At 67.6% G+C, this 19,281-nt stretch carries 16 protein-coding genes; all 16 read right to left on the reverse strand.

All coding sequences use genetic code 11. The features are described from left to right. Nucleotides 1-14: 14 nt before the first annotated feature. Entirely contained in the window at nucleotides 15-1,427 is a 1,413-nt protein-coding gene (gene murC / locus WG902_RS11300) for a UDP-N-acetylmuramate--L-alanine ligase (RefSeq protein WP_340060152.1), read from the reverse strand. Next, entirely contained in the window at nucleotides 1,424-2,482 is a 1,059-nt protein-coding gene (murG, locus tag WG902_RS11305; protein WP_340060153.1) for an undecaprenyldiphospho-muramoylpentapeptide beta-N-acetylglucosaminyltransferase, read from the reverse strand. Before murG ends, murC begins: the two co-directional genes overlap by 4 nt. Continuing rightward, entirely contained in the window at nucleotides 2,479-3,681 is a 1,203-nt protein-coding gene (gene ftsW, locus WG902_RS11310; protein WP_340060154.1) for a putative lipid II flippase FtsW, read from the reverse strand. The genes murG and ftsW overlap by 4 nt, the downstream gene beginning before the upstream one ends. After that, complete coding sequence (gene murD, locus WG902_RS11315) at nucleotides 3,678-5,192, reverse strand: UDP-N-acetylmuramoyl-L-alanine--D-glutamate ligase (RefSeq protein WP_340060155.1); 1,515 nt, start codon at nucleotides 5,190-5,192, stop codon at nucleotides 3,678-3,680. Before murD ends, ftsW begins: the two co-directional genes overlap by 4 nt. Then, the gene (mraY, locus tag WG902_RS11320) at nucleotides 5,192-6,370 is read right to left on the reverse strand and encodes a phospho-N-acetylmuramoyl-pentapeptide-transferase (protein WP_340060156.1); all 1,179 of its coding nucleotides are present in this window, start codon (nucleotides 6,368-6,370) and stop codon (nucleotides 5,192-5,194) included. Before mraY ends, murD begins: the two co-directional genes overlap by 1 nt. Beyond that, entirely contained in the window at nucleotides 6,360-7,733 is a 1,374-nt protein-coding gene (locus WG902_RS11325) for a UDP-N-acetylmuramoyl-tripeptide--D-alanyl-D-alanine ligase (RefSeq protein WP_340060194.1), read from the reverse strand. The genes mraY and WG902_RS11325 overlap by 11 nt, the downstream gene beginning before the upstream one ends. Before the next feature lie 8 nt (nucleotides 7,734-7,741). Continuing rightward, nucleotides 7,742-9,226, reverse strand: coding sequence for a UDP-N-acetylmuramoyl-L-alanyl-D-glutamate--2,6-diaminopimelate ligase (locus WG902_RS11330; protein ID WP_340060157.1), 1,485 nt, complete (start codon nucleotides 9,224-9,226; stop codon nucleotides 7,742-7,744). Further along, complete coding sequence (locus WG902_RS11335) at nucleotides 9,226-10,962, reverse strand: peptidoglycan D,D-transpeptidase FtsI family protein (protein WP_340060158.1); 1,737 nt, start codon at nucleotides 10,960-10,962, stop codon at nucleotides 9,226-9,228. Before WG902_RS11335 ends, WG902_RS11330 begins: the two co-directional genes overlap by 1 nt. Nucleotides 10,963-11,017: 55 nt before the next feature. Continuing rightward, nucleotides 11,018-11,290, reverse strand: coding sequence for a cell division protein FtsL (gene ftsL, locus WG902_RS11340; RefSeq protein ID WP_340060195.1), 273 nt, complete (start codon nucleotides 11,288-11,290; stop codon nucleotides 11,018-11,020). Beyond that, nucleotides 11,290-12,201 (reverse strand): 16S rRNA (cytosine(1402)-N(4))-methyltransferase RsmH, encoded by a 912-nt coding sequence (gene rsmH / locus WG902_RS11345; protein WP_340060159.1) that lies wholly within the window; start codon nucleotides 12,199-12,201, stop codon nucleotides 11,290-11,292. The genes ftsL and rsmH overlap by 1 nt, the downstream gene beginning before the upstream one ends. A gap of 9 nt (nucleotides 12,202-12,210) precedes the next feature. Beyond that, nucleotides 12,211-12,639 carry a division/cell wall cluster transcriptional repressor MraZ gene (gene mraZ, locus WG902_RS11350; protein ID WP_340060160.1) on the reverse strand — a complete coding sequence of 143 codons (429 nt, stop codon included), beginning with the start codon at nucleotides 12,637-12,639 and terminating at the stop codon, nucleotides 12,211-12,213. Nucleotides 12,640-12,868: 229 nt separating this feature from the next. Beyond that, the gene (gene hslU, locus WG902_RS11355; RefSeq protein WP_340060161.1) at nucleotides 12,869-14,179 is read right to left on the reverse strand and encodes an ATP-dependent protease ATPase subunit HslU; all 1,311 of its coding nucleotides are present in this window, start codon (nucleotides 14,177-14,179) and stop codon (nucleotides 12,869-12,871) included. A 203-nt stretch (nucleotides 14,180-14,382) separates the two neighbouring features. Beyond that, the gene (hslV, locus tag WG902_RS11360) at nucleotides 14,383-14,934 is read right to left on the reverse strand and encodes an ATP-dependent protease subunit HslV (protein WP_340060162.1); all 552 of its coding nucleotides are present in this window, start codon (nucleotides 14,932-14,934) and stop codon (nucleotides 14,383-14,385) included. Between the two features lie 82 nt (nucleotides 14,935-15,016). Further along, the gene (locus tag WG902_RS11365; protein WP_340060163.1) at nucleotides 15,017-16,900 is read right to left on the reverse strand and encodes a hypothetical protein; all 1,884 of its coding nucleotides are present in this window, start codon (nucleotides 16,898-16,900) and stop codon (nucleotides 15,017-15,019) included. Nucleotides 16,901-16,929: 29 nt separating this feature from the next. Beyond that, a complete protein-coding gene (dksA, locus tag WG902_RS11370; protein WP_445263680.1) occupies nucleotides 16,930-17,805 on the reverse strand; it encodes an RNA polymerase-binding protein DksA in 876 nt (291 codons plus the stop codon). A 479-nt stretch (nucleotides 17,806-18,284) separates the two neighbouring features. Further along, nucleotides 18,285-19,281 (reverse strand): CobW family GTP-binding protein (locus WG902_RS11375; RefSeq protein ID WP_340060165.1); only part of this gene is annotated, 997 nt, incomplete at its 5' end.

Below are 19,281 nucleotides of genomic sequence, written 5' to 3' on the forward strand. Positions count from 1 at the left end.
CGGCCTTGCGGGGTTCATGCCTGGCCTCCCAGTTCCACCAGCTTGGGCGGCACGGTGCCGATCGAACCCGCGCCCATGCACATCACCACGTCGCCGTCGCGCACCGTGTCCAGCACGGCCTGGGCCATGCCGGCGATCTCGCCCACGAATTGCGGCTCCACCTTGCCGGCCACGCGCACCGCGCGGGCCAGCGAGCGGCCGTCGGCCGCCACGATCGGCTCTTCGCCCGCGGAGTACACCTCGGACAGCAGCACGACGTCGGCATGACCGAGCACCTGCACGAAGTCCTCGAAGCAGTCGCGCGTGCGGGTGTAGCGGTGCGGCTGGAAGGCCAGCACGATGCGCTGGTCGGGAAAGGCGCCGCGCGCGGCGGCGAGCGTGGCGCGCATTTCCACCGGGTGGTGGCCGTAGTCCTCGATCAAGGTGAAGGCGCCGCCGCCCTGCGCAGCCGGCACCGCCACCTCGCCGTAGCTCTGGAAGCGGCGGCCCACGCCGCGGAATTCGGACAAGGCCTTGACCACCGCATCGTCGGGAACGTTCAGTTCCACGGCGATCGCAATGGCGGCCAGTGTGTTGAGCACGTTGTGCCGGCCGACGGCGTTCAGCTTCACCTGCAGGTCCGGCAGCGTCACGCCGTTGCGGCGGCGCACCGTGAAGTGCATCTGCGGGCCGACCGCCCGCACGTCCACCGCGCGCACCTGGGCCTCTTCGTCGAAGCCGTAGGTGGTGACGGGGCACTGCACCTCCGGGATGATGGAACGCACCGCTTCGTCGTCGACGCACAGCACGGCGGTCCCGTAGAACGGCATGCGGTGCAGGAAGGCGAGGAAGGCCTTCTTCAGGTTGTTGAAGTCGTGGCCGTACGTCTCCATGTGGTCGGCGTCGATGTTCGTGATCACCGCCATCACCGGGAACAGGTTCAGGAAGGACGCATCCGACTCGTCTGCCTCCACCACGATGTAGTCGCCCGAGCCCAGCTTGGCATTGGCGCCGGCGCTGTTCAACTTGCCGCCGATCACGAAGGTGGGGTCGAGCCCGCCCTCGGCCAGCACGCTGGCCACCAGGCTGGTGGTGGTGGTCTTGCCATGCGTGCCGGCGATGGCGATGCCCTGCTTCAGGCGCATCAGTTCCGCCAGCATCATGGCCCGCGGCACGATCGGGATCTTGCGCTTGCGGGCGGCGACGACTTCGGGATTGTCCTGCTGGACCGCCGTCGACGTGACGACGGCATCCGCGCCGATCACGTTGGCCGCCGCATGGCCGACGAAGGTCTGGATGCCCAGGTCCGACAAGCGCCGCAGCGTGACGCTATCCGCGATGTCCGAGCCCGAAATCAAGTAGCCGAGGTTGCGCAGGACTTCGGCGATGCCGGACATGCCGGCGCCCCCGATGCCAACGAAGTGGATGTGCTTGATCGCGTGTTTCATCTTGCGAGTTCCTCGCAGGCGGCGACCATCTGCTCGGTCGCCTGTGTTTTCTGCAGTTTGTGCGCGGCGACCGCGCGCTTGAGCAATTCGTGGCGCTGCATCGTGATCAGCATCGGCGCCAGCCGGTCCGGTGTCAGCTCGCTTTGCTGCACCAGCCAGCCGCCACCGGCGTCGACCAGGAATTTCGCGTTGGTCGTCTGGTGGTCGTCGACGGCCGAAGGGAAAGGCACGAACAGCGCCGCTGCGCCGACCGCGGCCAGCTCGGTCACGGTGCTCGCGCCGGCGCGGCAGATCACCAGGTCCGCTTCCGCAAAGGCCGACGCCGTGTCGTCGATGAAGGGCGTGAGCTCGGCGTGGACGCCGGCTTTCTCGTAGTTGGCGCGCAGTTCATCGATCTGCTTGGCGCCGCTCTGGTGCAGCACGTGCGGCCGTTGTGCGGCCGGAATCCGCGCCAGCGCCTGCGGCACGATCTCGTTGAGCGCCCGGGCGCCGAGGCTGCCGCCCACCACCAGCACCTTCAGCGCCCCGGTGCGCCCGGCGAAGCGCTGCTCGGGCGACGGCTGGCGCAGGAACTCCGCGCGCAGCGGGTTGCCGATCCACAGGCCCTTGCTGATGACGTCGGGGAACGCGCTGTACACGCGGTCCGCGACGCCGGCCAGCACCTTGTTGGCCATGCCGGCCACCGAGTTCTGCTCGTGCAGCACCAGCGGCTTGCCGAGCAGCACGCTCATCATCCCGCCCGGAAACGTGATGTAGCCGCCCAGGCCCACCACCACCTGGGGACGCACGCGCCGCACCACGCCGATGCTTTGCCAGAAGGCGCGCAGGATCTTCAGCGGCAGCAGCACCAGCGTCTTGACGCCCTTGCCGCGCACGCCGCCGAAGTCGATGGTCTCCAGCGGGATGCCGCGCTTGGGCACGATCTGGCTTTCCATGCTGCCCGGCGCGCCGAGCCAGTGCACCGTCCAGCCCCGCGCGCGCAGCGCTTCCGCCACCGCCAGCCCCGGGAAGATGTGGCCGCCGGTTCCGCCCGCCATGACCAGTGCGGTCTTCATGCGCGGCCTCCACGCATGAGGGTGCGATTTTCGTAATCGATGCGCAGCACCACCGCGATGGCCACCACGTTCATCAGCACCGCGGAGCCGCCATACGACATCAGCGGCAGCGTCAGCCCCTTGGTCGGCAGCGCGCCGAGGTTCACGCCCATGTTGATGAAAGCCTGGAAGCCGATCCAGATGCCGACGCCTTGCGCCACCAGGCCGGCGAACACGCGGTCCAGCGCGATCGCCTGGCGGCCGATGTGCATGATGCGGCGCGTCATCCAGAGGAACAGCCCGATCACGGTCAGCACGCCGACCAGGCCGAATTCCTCGCCGATCACCGCGAGCAGGAAGTCGGTGTGCGCCTCGGGCAGCCAGTGCAGTTTCTCGACGCTGCCGCCCAGGCCCACGCCGAAGATCTCGCCGCGCCCGATGGCGATGAGCGAATGCGACAGCTGGTAGCCCTTGCCCAGCGCGTGCTTTTCGCTCCACGGATCCAGGTACGCGAAGATGCGCTCGCGCCGCCAGTCCGACAGCGCGATCATCAGCATGAAAGCGACGGTGATCACCGCGGCGATCAGGAAGAACATCCGCGCGTTGACGCCGCCCAGGAACAGGATGCCCATCGCGATGACGGCGATGACCATGAAGGCGCCCATGTCCGGCTCGGCCAGCAACAGCACGCCGACCACCGCGATCGCTCCGGCCATCGGCAGCACCGCGCGGAAAAAGCGCTCCTTCACCTCCATCTTGCGCACCATGTAGTTGGCGGCATACAGCAGCACGGCGAACTTCGCCAGCTCCGAAGGCTGGAAGGACATCGGGCCCAGGACGATCCAGCGGCGCGCGCCGTTGACGCCCTTGCCGATGTGCGGGATCAGCACCACGATCAGCAGCAGCAGCGAAGCCACGAACAGCCACGGCGCGATGCGCTCCCAGGTCTCGACCTTCACCTGGAAGGCCAGCAACCCGGCGGCGAACGACAGCGCCAGGAACAGCGCATGCCGGCTCAGGAAAAAGGTGTGCGCATAGCGGCTGAACTTGGGGTTGTCCGGCATCGCGATGGATGCCGAATACACCATCACCATGCCCCAGACGAGCAGCGCCACCGTCACCCACAGCAGCGCGGGATCGAAGCCATGCACGCGTGCGGCGCCGCGGCCCGGCACGGCATCGCGCCGGCCCCAGCCCCCCAGGACGCCCGCGATCGTCATGCGTCGCCTCCCTGCACCAGCACGCCGGCTTCGTCGGCCACCGACTGCACGGCGGCGCGGAACACCTCCGCGCGGTGCGGGTAGTTGCGGAACATGTCGAAGCTGGCGCAGGCCGGCGACATCAGGACCGCATCGCCGGCGTGGGCGCGCTGCGTGGCAACCCGCGCGGCCTCTTCCATCGTGCCGGCATCCAGCAGCGGCACACCGGTGGATTCCAGCACCGCCCGGATCTGCGGGCCGTCGCGGCCGATCAGCACCACGGCGCGGGCGAAGCGCGACACCGGGTCGGCCAGCGGGGCGAAGTCCTGGCCCTTGCCGTCGCCGCCGAGGATGACCACCAGGCGGCGCTCGGCGCCCAGGCCTTGCAGCGCGGCGACCGTGGCGCCGACGTTGGTGCCCTTGCTGTCGTCGAAATATTCGATGTCGTTGACGATGGCGACCGATTCCACGCGGTGCGGCTCGCCGCGGTACTCGCGCAGGCCGTAGATCATCGGGGCCAGCTGGCAGCCCGCCGCGGTGGCCAGCGCCAGCGCGGACAGCGCGTTGATGGCGTTGTGGCGGCCGCGAATGCGCAGCGCGTCGGCCGGCATGAAGCGCTGAAGGTGGATCTGTACTTCCTCGTCCTTGCGAAGCTTCAAGGTTTCGTCGGCATCGTGCGCGCGCACCAGCCAGGCCATGTCGTGCACGACTTCCAGGCCGTAATCACCCGGACGCCGGGGCACGTCGCCGCCGAAAGTGACGTAGGGACGCTGCTCGTACTTGCCACCCTTGAGGCGCACGGGCTCCGGCAGCATCTTCATCACGGCCGCGTCTTCGCGGTTCAGGACCATCAGGGTTTGCTGGCCGAAGATGCGCGCCTTGGCGCCGGCGTAGGCCTCCATCGTGCCGTGCCAGTCCAGGTGGTCCTGGCTGATGTTCAACACGGTCGCGGCGGTCGGCTCGAAGCCCGTCACCCCATCGAGCTGGAAGCTGGAAAGCTCCAGCACCCACACCTGCGGCAAGGCGCCGGCTTCGCGCTTGTGCGCCAGCGTATCCAGCAGGGTCGGCCCGATGTTGCCGGCCACGGCCACCGTCTTGCCGCTGCGCTCGACCAGCTGCCCGGTGAGCGCCGTGACGGTCGTCTTGCCGTTGGTGCCGGTCACGGCCAGCACGGCGGGGTTGTAGCCGTCGGCTTGCTTCATCGCGGCGAGCGCATCGGCGAAGAGGCCGAGTTCGCCGCTGACGCGGATGCCCTGCGCGCGGGCGGCCTGTTCCACCGGTGCCACCTGCTGCGGCGTCAGGCCCGGGCTGCGCAGCACCAGCTGCTGGCCCTCGACGAGCTGGGCCTCGAACGGGCCGGCGACGAAGCGCACGCCCGGCACCTGCTCGCGCAGGGTGGCCAGCTGCGGCGGCTGCTCACGCGTGTCCGCGACCGTCACCACCGCCCCGGCCGACGCGCACCAGCGCGCCATGGCGAGCCCGGAGGCGCCGCAGCCCAGGACGAGGACGGGTTGGTCGCGCAGTGGATCCATCAGCGCAGCTTCAGGGTGGACAGGCCGATCAGGCACAGCAGCATCGTGATGATCCAGAAGCGGACCACGACCTGCGTTTCCTTCCAGCCGGTCTTTTCGAAATGGTGGTGCAGCGGCGCCATCAGCAGGATGCGCTGGCCGGTGCCGTAGCGCTTCTTGGTGTACTTGAAGTACATGACCTGCACCATCACCGACAGCGCCTCGACCACGAAGATGCCGCCCATGATGGCCAGCACGATCTCCTGGCGCACGATCACGGCGATCGTTCCCAGTGCGCCGCCGAGCGCCAGGGCCCCCACGTCGCCCATGAACACCTGCGCGGGGTGCGCGTTGTACCAGAGGAAGGCCAGGCCCGCGCCGGCGACTGCCGCGCAGAAGATCAGCAGCTCGCCCGAGCCCGGGATGTGCGGCAGGAACAGGTACTTCGAATACACGGAGCTGCCCGTGACGTACGCGAACACGCCCAGCGCCGAGCCGACCATCACCACCGGCATGATCGCCAGGCCGTCCAGACCGTCGGTGAGGTTCACCGCGTTGCTGGAGCCGACGATGACCAGGTAGGTCAGGATCACGAAGCCGAACACGCCCAGCGGATACGTGATCTCCTTGAAGAAGGGCACCAGCAGGTTCGCCTTGGGCGGCAGGTTCATGTCGAAGCCGGAGCGCACCCAGTCGTAGAACAGGCCGAGCACGCGCACGTTGGTGGTCTCGGACACGCTGAACGCCAGGTACAGTGCGGCGACCAGGCCGATCACCGACTGCCAGAAGTACTTCTCGCGCGAAGGCATGCCTTCCGGGTCCTTGTTGACCACCTTGCGCCAGTCGTCCACCCAGCCGATGGCGCCGAAGCCCAGCGTCACCAGCATGACGATCCAGACGAAGCGGTTGGTCCAGTCGAACCAGAGCACCGTGGACACCGCGATCGAGATCAGGATCAGCACGCCGCCCATGGTGGGCGTGCCGCTCTTGGCCAGGTGCGACTGCATCGCGTACTCGCGCACCGGCTGGCCGATCTTCAGCGCGGTCAGGCGGCGGATCACCCACGGGCCGGCGACGATGCCGATCAGCAGCGCCGTCATGGCGGCCATCACCGCGCGGAAGGTGAGGTACTGCACCACCCGGAGGAAGCCGAACTCCGTGCCCTGGCTTTGCAGCCAGGCGGACAGGCTAACGAGCATCGGGCGCCTCCTTGTCTTGTTGTCGTGCATGGGCGGTGATGGCTTCCACCACCCGCTCCATCTTCATGAACCGCGATCCCTTGACCAGCACGCTGCGTGTCCCGTCCAGGGCCTGCAGCACCGCCGCCTTCAACCCATCGACGTCCGAGAAATGCCGCCCCTGCATCGCGCTGGCCTGCTCGCCGAACGTGAACAGCTGCTCGATGCCGCGCTCGCGCGCATAGGCGCCGACCTCGGCGTGGAAGGCCGGGCCCTGGTCGCCGACTTCGCCCATGTCGCCCAGCACCAGCAGGCGCGGGCCGGGCAGTTCCGCCAGCACGTCGATGGCGGCGCGCGCGGAGTCCGGGTTGGCGTTGTAGGTGTCGTCCACCAGCGTCACGGTGCGTTCGCCCAGTTGCACGGCCAGCGCGCGCGAGCGGCCCTTCACGGGCTCGAAGGTCTCCAGCCCCCGGGTGATGGCGTTCAGCGGCACGCCCGCAGCCAGCGCGCAGGCGGCGGCGGCCAGCGCGTTGCGCACGTTGTGGCGGCCGGCGATATGGAGTTGGAACGCGATGGGCCCGGCAGGCGTCTTCGCCCGCACTTGCCAATGTCCCTCTTGCCATTCAGACCCGGCCAGAACGATGTCGGCGTTGTCGTCGCCGAAAGTCATGCAGGGGCGGGCGTCGGCCAGCGCGGTCCACAGCATCGTGAACGCGTCGCCGGCGGGAAACACCGCCACCCCGTTGCGTGGCAGCGCGCGGAACACGCTGCCGTTTTCCCGGGCGACGGCTTCCACCGTCGCCATGAATTCCTGGTGCTCGCGCTGCGCGTTGTTCACCATGGCCACCGTCGGCTGGGCGATGTCCGCCAGGTAGCCGATCTCGCCCGGATGGTTCATGCCCAGCTCGATGACACCGATGCGGTGGCCGCCGCGCAGCCGCAGCAGCGTCAGCGGCAGGCCGATGTCGTTGTTCAGGTTGCCCTGCGTCGCCAGGTGCATCTCGGGATGCCAGGCGCGCAGGATGGAGGCGATCATCTGCGTCACCGTCGTCTTGCCGTTGCTGCCGGTCACGGCGATCAAGGGCAGCTTGAACTGCTTGCGCCAGGCCCGCGCAAGGTTGCCCAGCGCGATCTTGCTGTCCGCCACCTCGATGCCGGGCATCCCCGCGGGCAGCCGCCCCGGTTGCGCGATGGCCGCCACGGCGCCCTTGGCGCGCGCATCGGCGAGGAAGTCGTTGGCGTCGAAGCGGTCGCCCTTCAGCGCCACGAACAGGTCGCCGGCCTGCAGCGTGCGGGTGTCCGTGTGCACGCGCAGCACCTGCACGCCGCCGTCGCCGACGATCCTGCCGCCCAGCCAGCCGGCGGCCTGGTCGAGGGTGAACATGGGCTTGGTCACGCGCCGACTCCGTACTTGCGGATCGCCTGCATCGCATGCTTCTGGTCGGAGAACGGGAACTTCACTCCTGCGACTTCCTGGTAGTCCTCGTGCCCTTTTCCAGCCACGAGGATGACATCCGCGGCAGCCGCGCGCGAGACCGTGTCCGCGATGGCGATCGCGCGATCCGCCTGCACCTCCACGCACTCCGCGTGCGACAGCCCGCGCAGGATCTGGCTGATGATGGCCTCGGGCTTCTCGCTGCGCGGGTTGTCGCTGGTGACGACCACGCGGTCCGCGTTCTTCTCCGCCACCGCCGCCATCAGCGGACGCTTGGTCGGATCCCGGTCGCCGCCGCAACCGAACACGCACCACAGCTGGCCGCGGCGCTGCTGCGCGAGCGGCCGCAGCGCCTGCAGGCCCTTCTCCAGCGCATCGGGCGTGTGCGCGTAGTCCACCGCGACCAGCGGGCGGCCCGCCTCGTTCAGGCGCTCCATGCGGCCGGGCACCGGCAGCAGGTCGGCGCAAGCGGCCACCGCGGCGGCCAGGGGCACGCCGATCGCGCGCATCATGCCGATCACGCCGAGCAGGTTGGACACGTTGTACTGGCCGATCAGCCTGGTTTGCAGCAGGTGCTGCTCGCCGGCCTCGGCGATGACGAAGCGCAAGCCCTCGTCGGTGTAGCCGATGTCGCGGGCCCGCAGGCGCGCATCGCGCACGCAGGAGTACGTCCACGTCTCGACGCTGCCGCCTTGCAGCATCGCATCCAGCTCATCGCCCTTCTCGTCGTCGACGTTGATCACCGCGGCCTGCAGCCCCGGCCAGCGAAACAGTTCCGCCTTGGCCTGCCAGTACGCCTGCATCGAGCCGTGGTAGTCCAGGTGGTCCTGCGTGAAGTTGGTGAAGGCCGCCACGCGGATGCGGCTGCCGTCCAGGCGCCGCTCGACGACGCCGATGGACGATGCCTCGATCGCACAGGCGCGGTCGCCCTCGTCCAGGAAGCGGCGGAAGTGGCGCTGCATCAGCACCGGGTCCGGCGTGGTGAGGCCGGTGTGTTCGACGTGCGGCGGACGGCCGATGCCCAGCGTGCCGACGATGCCGCAAGGGATGGCCTTGGGCTTCAGGTTGCTGAGCGCCTGCGCCAGCCACCACGCGGTCGACGTCTTGCCGTTGGTGCCGGTGACGGCCAGCACGTCGAGCTCCAGTGTCGGCTCGCCGTAGAACAGCGACCCGATCGGCCCGGTGGCCGCTTTCAGGCCTTCGTACGCGGCGACGGCGTCACTGTCGAAGCCGTAGGACTCGCTGCCCGACCGCTCCACGAGGCAGGCCTTGGCGCCCTGCTGCAGTGCTGTCGGCACGAACTTGCGGCCGTCGGTGGCTGCGCCCGGCCAGGCGATGAAGCCGTCGCCGGCGGTGACCTTGCGGCTGTCGCAATGCAGTTCTCCGGTGATGCGCGAGCGCAGCCAGTCGGCGGCTTCGCGGGGACTGTGCAGGACGAGCATCAGAACGACTCCTCCACGGCCTGCACGACGATCTGGGGCTTGACGTTCATGTCCGGCTGCACGCCCAGCATGCGCAGCGTCTGCTGAACCGTGGCGCTGAACACCGGCGCGGCGACATCGCCGCCGAAGTAGCGGCCGCCGCTCGGCTCGTCGATCATCACGGCGACCACGATGCGGGGCTTGTCCACCGGCGCGACGCCGACGAAGAAGCCGCGGTACTTCTTCTCGGCGTAGCCCTTGCCTTCCTGCTTGTGCGCGGTGCCGGTCTTGCCGCCCACGGAGTAGCCCATGGCCTGCGCGCGCGGCGCGGTGCCGCCGTTCTGGGTGGCCATGTGCAGCATCTGCCGCACCGCCTGCGCCGTCGCCGGCTGCAGCACGCGCACGCCGGCGGCCGGCAGGTCGGTCTTGAGCAGCGTGACGGGCATCAGCTCGCCGTCGCGCGCGAACACGCTGTAGGCGCGGGCCAGCTGGAACAGGCTGGCCGACAGGCCGTAGCCGTAGCTCATGGTCGCCTGCTCGATCGGCTTCCAGGTCTTGTAGGCGCGCAGCTTGCCGCTGACCACGCCGGGAAACGGCACCTGCGGCCGCTGGCCGAGGCCGACATGGCTGTACATCTCCCACATGTCCCTCGGCTCCATCTGCATGGCCATCTTGACCGTGCCGACGTTGCTGGACTTCTGGATCACTTCGCTGACCGTCAGCACGCCGTGCGGATGCGAGTCGGTGATGGTGGAGCCGCCGATGGTGATGCGGCCTGGCGCCGTCTGGATCTGCGTGCCTGGCTTGACGAGCCCCTTTTCCAGCGCCAACGCCGCGATGAAGGGCTTCATCGTGGAGCCCGGTTCGAAGGTGTCGGTCAGCGCACGGTTGCGCAATTGCGCGCCGTTGAGGTTCTGCCGGTTGCCGGGCGAATAGCTCGGGTAGTTCGCCAGCGCGAGGATCTCGCCGGTCTGCACGTCCAGCACCACCACGCTGCCCGCCTTCGCCTTGTTCTCCAGCACGGCCTCGCGCAGGCGCTGAAAGGCGAAGAACTGCACCTTGCTGTCGATGGACAGCTGCAGGTCCTTGCCGTCCACCGGCGGCACCTGCTCGCGGACATCCTCGACGATCCGGCCCATGCGGTCCTTGATCACGCGGCGCGATCCCGGGCGGCCGGCCAGGTCCTTGTCGAACGCGAGTTCCACGCCCTCCTGGCCGTGGTCCTCCACGCCCGTGAAGCCCACCACGTGCGCGGCGGCCTCGCCCTCGGGGTACTTGCGCTGGTATTCCTTGCGCTGGAAGACGCCCTTGATGTCCAGCGCCGCGATCTCGCGCGCGGTGGCTTCGTCCACCTGGCGCTTGAGCCACACGAAGTTCTTCTCTTCTTCTGCCAGCTTGGCCGTCAGCTCGGCCAGCGGCATCTGCAGCAGCCTGGCCAGTCGCGCCAGCTTCACCTTGTCGCGCTCCACGTCCTCGGGAATCGCCCAGATGCTGGGAACCGGCACGCTCGTGGCGAGCAGCAGCCCGTTGCGGTCCACGATGCGGCCGCGGTTGGCGGCCAGTTCCAGCGTGCGGGCGAATCGCACCTCGCCCTGCTTGCGGTAGAAGTCGTTGCCGATCACCTGCACCCAGGCGGCGCGGCCGGCCAGGCCCAGGAAGGCCAGCGCGATGCCGGCCACGATGAACTTGCTGCGCCACACCGGGGTGCGGCTGGCCAGCAGCGGGCTGGACGAATAAGCGACGACACGCCCGCTCATCTGGAAGCCTCCGCGCGAAGCGCTGCGGCATTCGCCGTGGGAGCGGCCCGGCGGCTCATGGGGTTCCCTTGAGCGTGACGTACTGCGTGATCGCCGGCGTGGCCGGCCGCATCTGCAGCTGGTCGCGGGCGACCTTTTCCACGCGGCCGGGCGTGGCCTGCGCGCGCTTTTCCACCTGCAGGCGCTCGTGCTCCACTTCGAGCTTGCGGAATTCGTTCTGCGCCCGCTCGATCTCGGCGTACAGGTGGCGCGACTCGTACTGCACGCGCACCAGGTACAGCGAACTGGCCACCAGCACCACCAGCAGGAAGAGGTTCAACCGCAGGATCATGCGTCGGTCCTCTCGGCCACCCGCATGATCGCGCTGCGCGAGCGCGGATTGGCCTGCACTTCGTCGGCGGTGGGCTTGACGCGCTCGATCGCCCGCAGCTTCATCGCCCTGGGTTCGGCAAAGGGCGCGCGGCGGTCGAAGACATCGCGCGCGTTCGCCGCGATGAACTGCTTGACGATGCGGTCCTCCAGCGAGTGGAAGCTGATCACGACAAGGCGGCCATGGGGTTGCAACACGTGAAGGCTCGCGGTCAGCGCCTGTTGCAGCTCTTCAAGCTCGGCATTGACGAAAATCCGAAGAGCCTGAAATGTGCGCGTTGCAGGGTCCTGGCCCGGCTCGCGAGTCTTGACCGCACCAGCCACGAGCTGGGCCAGTTCGGCGGTGGTTGCAAGAGGGCCCCGTTCCTGTCGCCGAGCTGCAATCGCCTTTGCAACCTGCACAGCAAACCGTTCTTCGCCATATTCACGAATCACCTCCGCGATCTGCTCCACCGATGCGGTGGCAAGGAAATCCGCGGCGCTCTGCCCGCGCGTGGGATCCATGCGCATGTCCAGCGGTCCGTCGGAGCGAAAGGAAAAACCCCGCGCGGGGTTGTCGATCTGCGGCGAGCTGATGCCCAGGTCCAGCAGGACGCCGGTGACGCTGCCCGCTTCGAGCTCCGACAGGGCCGCGAAGCCCTGGTGCCGGATCGAAAAGCGCTGGTCCTCGATGGCATTCGCAACGGCCACGGCTTCGGGATCCTTGTCGAAGGCAATCAACCGGCCCTGCGGCGCCAGCAGCGCGAGGATCGCCCGCGAGTGCCCGCCGCGCCCGAAGGTCGCGTCGACGTATGTTCCTTCCGGCTTGGTGACGAGGGCTTCTACTGCTTCGTTCAACAAGACGGTGGTGTGTTGCCATGTGCGTTCCACCGCCTGCCTCTAGAAGGAAAAGTCCTGGAAGGCCTCGGGCATCTCGCCACGCATCGCCTCGGCCTCCTTGGCCTCGTAAGTCGCCTTGTCCCAAAGTTCGAAGTGGTTGCCCATCCCCAGCAGCATCACGTCCTTCTCGATGCCCGCCGCGGCGCGCAGTTCCGGCGACACCAGCACGCGTCCGGTGCCGTCGAGCTCGACGTCCATCGCGTTGCCCAGGAAGATTCTCTTCCACCATTGCGCGGCCATGGGGAGCCGTGCGATGCGTTCACGAAATGTTTCCCACTCGGGACGCGGGAACACCATCAGGCCGCCGTGCGGATGCTTGGTGATGGTCAACTGGTTGGAAGCCGTGGCGGCCAGGACGTCACGGTGCCGGGTCGGCATGGACAGCCGACCCTTGGCATCGAGACTCAGCGATGACGCGCCCTGGAACACCTTGGTCAGCCCCTACAGTTGAAGCGCAATGGATGGGGTGGACTTCCACTTTCCACCACTTCATTGCACTTTTTTGCACTGTAGCAGGAAATCGCTGAGGCGCAACCGTCCCGGGTAACTTTTGGCAATGAAATCAAGCACTTAGAAGCGAAACCGGAGGCTTGGAGCCCCCGATTTTCGTTCTAAAGCAAGCACTTACGCGCCGCTCTGCATGTAGAGCTTGAGGCGGCTAAAGGATGTAGCGGGAAAGATCCTCGTCCCGGCTGAGTTCCTTTAAACGCACATCCACGTACGCGGCGTCGACCTTGACGGCCTGCCCCTCCAGCCGGCTGGCCTCGAAGCTGACGTCGTCGAGCAGCCGTTCCATCACCGTCGACAGCCGGCGCGCGCCGATGTTCTCGGTGCGCTCGTTCACGTCGAAGGCGATCTGCGCCAGGCGGGTGATGCCGTCGGCGGTGAAGCTCAGCTGCACGTTCTCGGTGGCCAGCAGGGCCTGGTACTGCTTGACCAGCGAGGCATGGGTGGTGGTGAGGATCGCTTCGAAATCCTGCACCGACAGCGAATCCAGTTCCACCCGGATCGGGAAGCGGCCCTGCAACTCGGGGATGAGGTCGCTCGGCTTGGAAAGATGGAATGCGCCGCTGGCGATGAACAGGATGTGGTCGGTCTTGACCGGGCCGTACTTGGTGGACACGGTCGCGCCTTCCACCAGCGGCAGCAGGTCGCGCTGCACACCCTGGCGCGAGACTTCCGCGCCGGAGCCCTCGCTGCGCGACGTCACCTTGTCGATCTCGTCGATGAAGACGATGCCGTTCTGCTCCGCGCTCGAGATGGCTGCGGCGCGGATCTCTTCCTCGTTCACCAGGCCCGCGGCCTCCTCGTCGACCAGCAGCTTCATCGCCTCCCCGATCTTCAGCTTGCGCGTCTTGCGCCGGTTGCCCCCGATCTGGCCGAACATGCCCTTGAGTTGCTCGGCCATGTCTTCCATGCCGGGCGGACCCATGATCTCCATCTGCGGCTTGGTGTCGGCGACGTCGATCTCCACTTCCTTGTCGTCCAGCTCGCCCTGGCGCAGCTTCTTGCGAAACACCTGGCGCGCGGTGCTGTCGCCGTCTTCGGTGCGCGCCAGCGGGATGAGCACGTTGAGGATGCGGTCCTCGGCGGCGTCCTCCGCCCGCGCGCGCACCTTGCGCATTTCGGCGACGCGCGTCTGCTTCACGGCGATTTCGGCCAGGTCGCGGATGATCGCGTCGACGTCCTTGCCCACGTAGCCGACCTCGGTGTACTTGGTCGCCTCCACCTTGATGAAGGGCGCATCCGCCAGCTTGGCCAGGCGCCGGGCGATCTCGGTCTTGCCCACGCCGGTGGGGCCGATCATCAGGATGTTCTTGGGCGTGATCTCGTGGCGCAGCTTCTCGTCCACCTGCTGGCGCCGCCAGCGGTTGCGCAGCGCAATGGCGACGGCGCGCTTGGCGTCCTTCTGGCCGACGATGTGGCGGTCGAGCTCGGAGACGATTTCCTGGGGGGTCATGGACGACATGTGGGGGCCTGAAAGATGGAGGAAGACAGGACTACCGGACGCAGAAGACGCGGAAGTTACGCAGAAGACGCAGAAAAATCCAAAAGAAGTTTTCTTGGGTTCCTTTTGCGCCTTCTGCGTAACTTCTGCGCCTTCTGCGTCCGGCTGTCCGGCTGTTCGGCTGTTCGGCTGTTCGGCTGTTCGGATGCGGCTGTCCGCCTCGCCTACTCCAGCACCTCGATCGTATGGTTCATGTTGGTGTAGATGCAAAGCTCGCCGGCGATCTCGAGGGACTTCTTGACGATGTCGCGGGCGCCGAGCTCGGTGTTGTCCAGCAGCGCCTTGGCGGCCGCCTGCGCATAACCGCCGCCGGAACCGATGGCGATGATGCCGTTTTCCGGCTCCAGCACGTCGCCGTTGCCGGTGATGATCAGGGAGGACTCCCGGTCGGCGACGGCCAGCATCGCCTCCAGCTTGCGCAGCACGCGGTCGGTGCGCCAGTCCTTGGTCAGCTCGATGGCCGCGCGCACCAGGTTGCCCTGGTGCTTTTCGAGCTTGCCTTCGAAGCGCTCGAACAGGGTGAAGGCGTCGGCGGTGGCACCCGCGAAGCCCGCGATCACCTTGTCGTGGTAGAGCTTGCGGACCTTGCGGGCCGAACCCTTGACGACCATGTTGCCGAGGGTGACCTGTCCGTCGCCGCCGATCGCCACCTGCCAGCGGCCGTCGGCGCTCTTGCGCCGCACGCTGATGATGGTCGTTCCGTGAAACTGTTCCATAGCCCTTGCAATTGGGGGCCGTCCCCCCGCATTGCAAGTGACGGCGCAGCCGTCATCCCCCCGCAGGCGGGAACCAGGGCGCCTAGTCGTTGCGCACGCCGATGCGCGCGTGCTCGCTGATGCCGATGACGTTGAAGAACGCGGCCACGAGGCGGTGCACGTCGACGAACTGCACCTGGCGGCCCTCGGCCTCGCGCGCCGTCACCCAGTTGAGCAAGGTGCCCGCCGCGGTGAAGTCGATGCGCATCAGGCGCGCGCAGGAGACGATCATGATGTCCGCGTCGGCCAGCTTGGCGTCGAGGATGTCGATCGCCTCCTTGCCGTCGCCGAGGATCTGGCCCGACAGCTCCACCGTCGCCACGCTGGACATCTGCGAGTTCATCGAAGGCGCGCCCGAGTCGCCAAAGCCCGTGCCCACCGCGAAGCTGGACACCACCGAGTCGCGGAAGGCCTCCCCGATGATCGTGTTGCGGGCCACGCTGCCGTCGGCCTGCAGTGTCTTGTAGTCGCAGCGCGCGCTGTCCCAGGACGGCGGCGACACCTCGTACGTCACGCAGTAGTCCAGCGCAACCAGCTCGAATTCGTCCGGCCGGTGCATGACGCGCAGCACTTCCATGCGCAGCTTCCACCACGCGGGGTTGGTCGAGCGGTCGCCCGAGGGCGTGGCGTCCTTCAGCACCTTCTCCAGCGAGTCGGCGCCCATGAAGCGCAACTGCAGGTTCTGCGTGGTCCAGAGCGTGAACAACTTGGTCAGCGGCTCCACGGCGGAATCGACGATGGAATTGAGCTTGGCCCAGTTCAGCTTGAAGGGCGGGCTCGCCTTGTTCAAGGCCGCGTTCAGCGCCGCCAGCGTCTGCGTGCCGAAGATGGCCGGGCAGTTCCAGTCGGCCACCGGCACGCCGCTGGGCACGGCGGTGGAGACCGTCGCGTTCATGCGGCCCACGATCTCCGGCAGCGAGAACCACTGGGGCGCCGAGCGGCCGAAGCGGCTGGCGAAGTCGATCGCAGCGCTCTCGAAGCCGGCCTGCCGCCCGATCGCGCGGTACAGGTCGAACAGCGTCAGCCAGGTTTCGTCGTGGTTCACCCGCGTGCCCTGGGGGCCCAGCACTTCCAGCAGGCCGGCCTCGGCGCCGTCGTCATCGCCATTGGCGAACCGGATCGAGGCTTCCTCCAGTTCGGGGTCGTGCGCGAATTCCTCGACCTGGATCGCGAACTGCTTGGACTGGGAGAACGAGCCCGGCAGGCTGGGCGTGCCGTTGACGGCTTCGATGCGGGCCGCAGCCTGGGGCGTGGGCGCAACCTGCGGCGGCGGCATGGGGGCCAGCGGAGCGCGGGCCGAGGGAACCGGCTCCTGCCGCTGCGGCACCAGCCCGGCATGCGCGGTTGTAGGGGCCGGCAGCACGGAATCCATCAGCGAAGGCGAGGGCTCGGCCGGGGCGGTGACCGCGTGGCTCAGTTCCTGCGGTGCGGTGCGCGAATAGCTGGCGGTGGGCGCAGCGGCGGCATTGGGGATTCCCGCTCCGGCGCGCAGCGCATCCGGCGTCATGTGCGAGGACATCGGGTATTCGCTGTTCACCTGGGACGACTGCGACTGCGGCCCATGCTTGGTCTTCCACCATTGCATGGACATCTGCGCCTCGATCTCGTCGATCTTCTTCAGCGTGGTCGCGCGATCGTCCGGCTTGGACGGCATCGAGCTCTGGAAGAAGGAGGGGCGCAGCCCGGGGTCCTGTCCCGAAAGCACTTCGCTGCGGCGCATCTTGCGCAGCATGTCGAATTCGCGCTTGCGCACGAAGTCGTTGCGCCGCTTGCGCTCGATCATCTCCTTGAGCATCTGCTTGGAGTACGAGCTCTCGCGGTCGGTGTCCGCCTCGACACCCTCGCCCCAGTTGGTGGAGGGGCTCTTGACGAACCGCACCACCCTGGACAGCAGGCCACCCGGTGCGGATTCGTCCTTCGTTGCCATGTGGGAGAACTGCTTGCCTTCGCGCGGCTTCAGTCGCCGAACATCTTCTGCTTCAGCTCGCGGCGCTGCTGCGCCTCGAGCGAAAGGGTGGCGGTGGGCCGGGCCAGGAGGCGGCCGACGCCTATCGGCTCGCCGGTCTCGTCGCAGTAGCCGTAGTCGCCCGCATCGATGCGGTTGATGGACTGTTCGATCTTCTTGAGCAGCTTGCGTTCGCGGTCCCGCGTGCGCAGTTCGAGCGCGTGCTCCTCCTCGATCGTCGCGCGGTCGGCGGGATCGGGGACGATGACGGTGTCTTCACGCAGGTGCTCGGTGGTTTCACCGGCGCTGTTGAGGATGTCCGTCTTCAGCTGCAGCAGCTTCATGCGGAAGAACGCCATCTGCTTCTCGTTCATGTACTCCGAGTCCGGCATGGCCAGCACTTCGGCGTCCGAGAGTTCTTCGATGGTCTTCGTCTTCCAGTTGTTCGCCAGCTTGGGGTCTTTCTTGACGGCGACGACCGGAGGAGGCGGCAGGACGGATTGGTTGGCCATGGGGGTATAGGTTGCCTTGGCGGACCCGAAGACGGGGGCAGAGCCCGCAGCCGGTGCCGTCGCAGCAGGCGGCCTCGCAGCGGACTGCGAGGAGGCGGGCTTGGCGACAGCGGGCTGGGATGCCGCTTTCCTGGGGACCGTGGGTGGAGGGGATGCCTTGGAAGCGGCCGCCGGGGCGGGGGCCGGGCTGGCCTTGGCAGGAATTTTCTTGGCGGCGGCGACCACGGCCTTGGCGCCGTTGACGACCGCCTTGGCGACCGCGCCCAGCGCCTTGCCCGCCGCGCTCTTGGCAGCCGGCTTGGCGGCGACCTTGGCGGACTTGGACGGCGCTTTGGAGGCAGCCTTGGCCGGAGCCTTGGACGCGACCTTGGACACTGGCTTCGTGGCGGGCCTGGCGGCAGGCTTGGCAGCCGGGCGGCCGCTCTTGGCTACGGGTTTCGGGGGCGTTTTCTTGGCAACAGGCTTGCCGGCCTTCGCGGCCGGCTTGGACGCCTTGGGTGCGGGCTTGGCTTTCGCCGCTGGTTTCTTGGTCTTGGCAACGACCTTGGCTTGAGCCTTCACTTCCCGTCTCCTCGCGTCATCGGCGCCGGCGGCCTGCGGTCCGGGGACAGCATCCATGCCTTTTCTTGTAATTGCAACGCCTTCATGACCGGGCTTTATACCCTGATTGTCCTGCTGTGCACGACCGTGGACCTCCTTTTCATGTGGACGCGAGTGCCCCTCCCTGCGGGCGGCAGGTTCCGTGAGTTGCGGAAGCGAGACAAACATGGGCGGGGTTTGTGCCTGACGTCGAAGGGCGCCAGCCTAACCCCGCCTTCAAGCGGGCGCGGCTCGGACCACACCTACGGCGGGCGTCAGACAAGGCACTGCTCGAGCCCCTGCAGGAAGATGTCGCGCGGCAGGTCGATGCCGATGAACACCATCTTGCTGGTGCGCCCTTCCCCGTCGGCCCAGGGCGGGCCGAGGTCGCTTCCCATCAGCTGGTGGACGCCCTGGAAGATCACCTTGCGCTCGGTGCCCTGCATGTGCAGGACGCCCTTGTAGCGCAGCATGCGGGGGCCGTAGATGTTGACGATGGCGCCGAGGAAGTCTTCCAGCTTCATCGGGTCGAAGGCGCGCTCCGAGCGGAACACGAAGCTCTTGACGTCGTCGTCGTGGGCGTGGTGGTGCGGGTGGTCGCAGTCCTCGCCATGCTCGTGGTCGTGGTCATGCCCGTGCGCGTGGTCATGGTCGTGGCCGTCTTCCTTCAGGAAGTCCGGGTCGATGTCCAGCTTGGCGTTGAGGTTGAAGCCGCGCAGGTCGAAGACGTCCTTGATCGGCACTTCGCCGAAGTTCACCGGCTGCTGCGGCGCGCGGGGGTTCATGTGCTTGAGCCGGTGCATCAGCGCGTCGACTTCGTCCTTGCCCACCAGGTCGGTCTTGCTGATGAAGATCTGGTCGGCGAAGCCCACCTGGCGGCGCGCCTCCTGGCGCTCGTCCAGCTGCTTTTCGGCGTGCTTGGCATCCACCAGCGTCAGCACCGAGTCCAGCAGGTAACTCTCCGCGATTTCATCGTCCATGAAGAACGTCTGGGCCACCGGCCCGGGATCGGCGAGGCCGGTGGTCTCGATCACGACGCGGTCGAAATCGAGCAGGCCCTTGCGCTTCTTGGCGGCGAGCAGTTGCAGCGCGGAACGCAGGTCTTCGCGGATGGTGCAACAGATGCAGCCGTTGCTCATCTGGACGATCTGCTCCTTGGTCTCGCTGACCAGGATGTCGCTGTCGATGTTCTCCTCGCCGAACTCGTTCTCGATGACGGCGATCTTCTGCCCGTGCGCTTCGCTCAGCACGCGCTTGAGGAGGGTGGTCTTC

This window comes from Ramlibacter sp. PS3R-8 (assembly GCF_037572435.1).
GTDB lineage: Bacteria > Pseudomonadota > Gammaproteobacteria > Burkholderiales > Burkholderiaceae_C > Ramlibacter.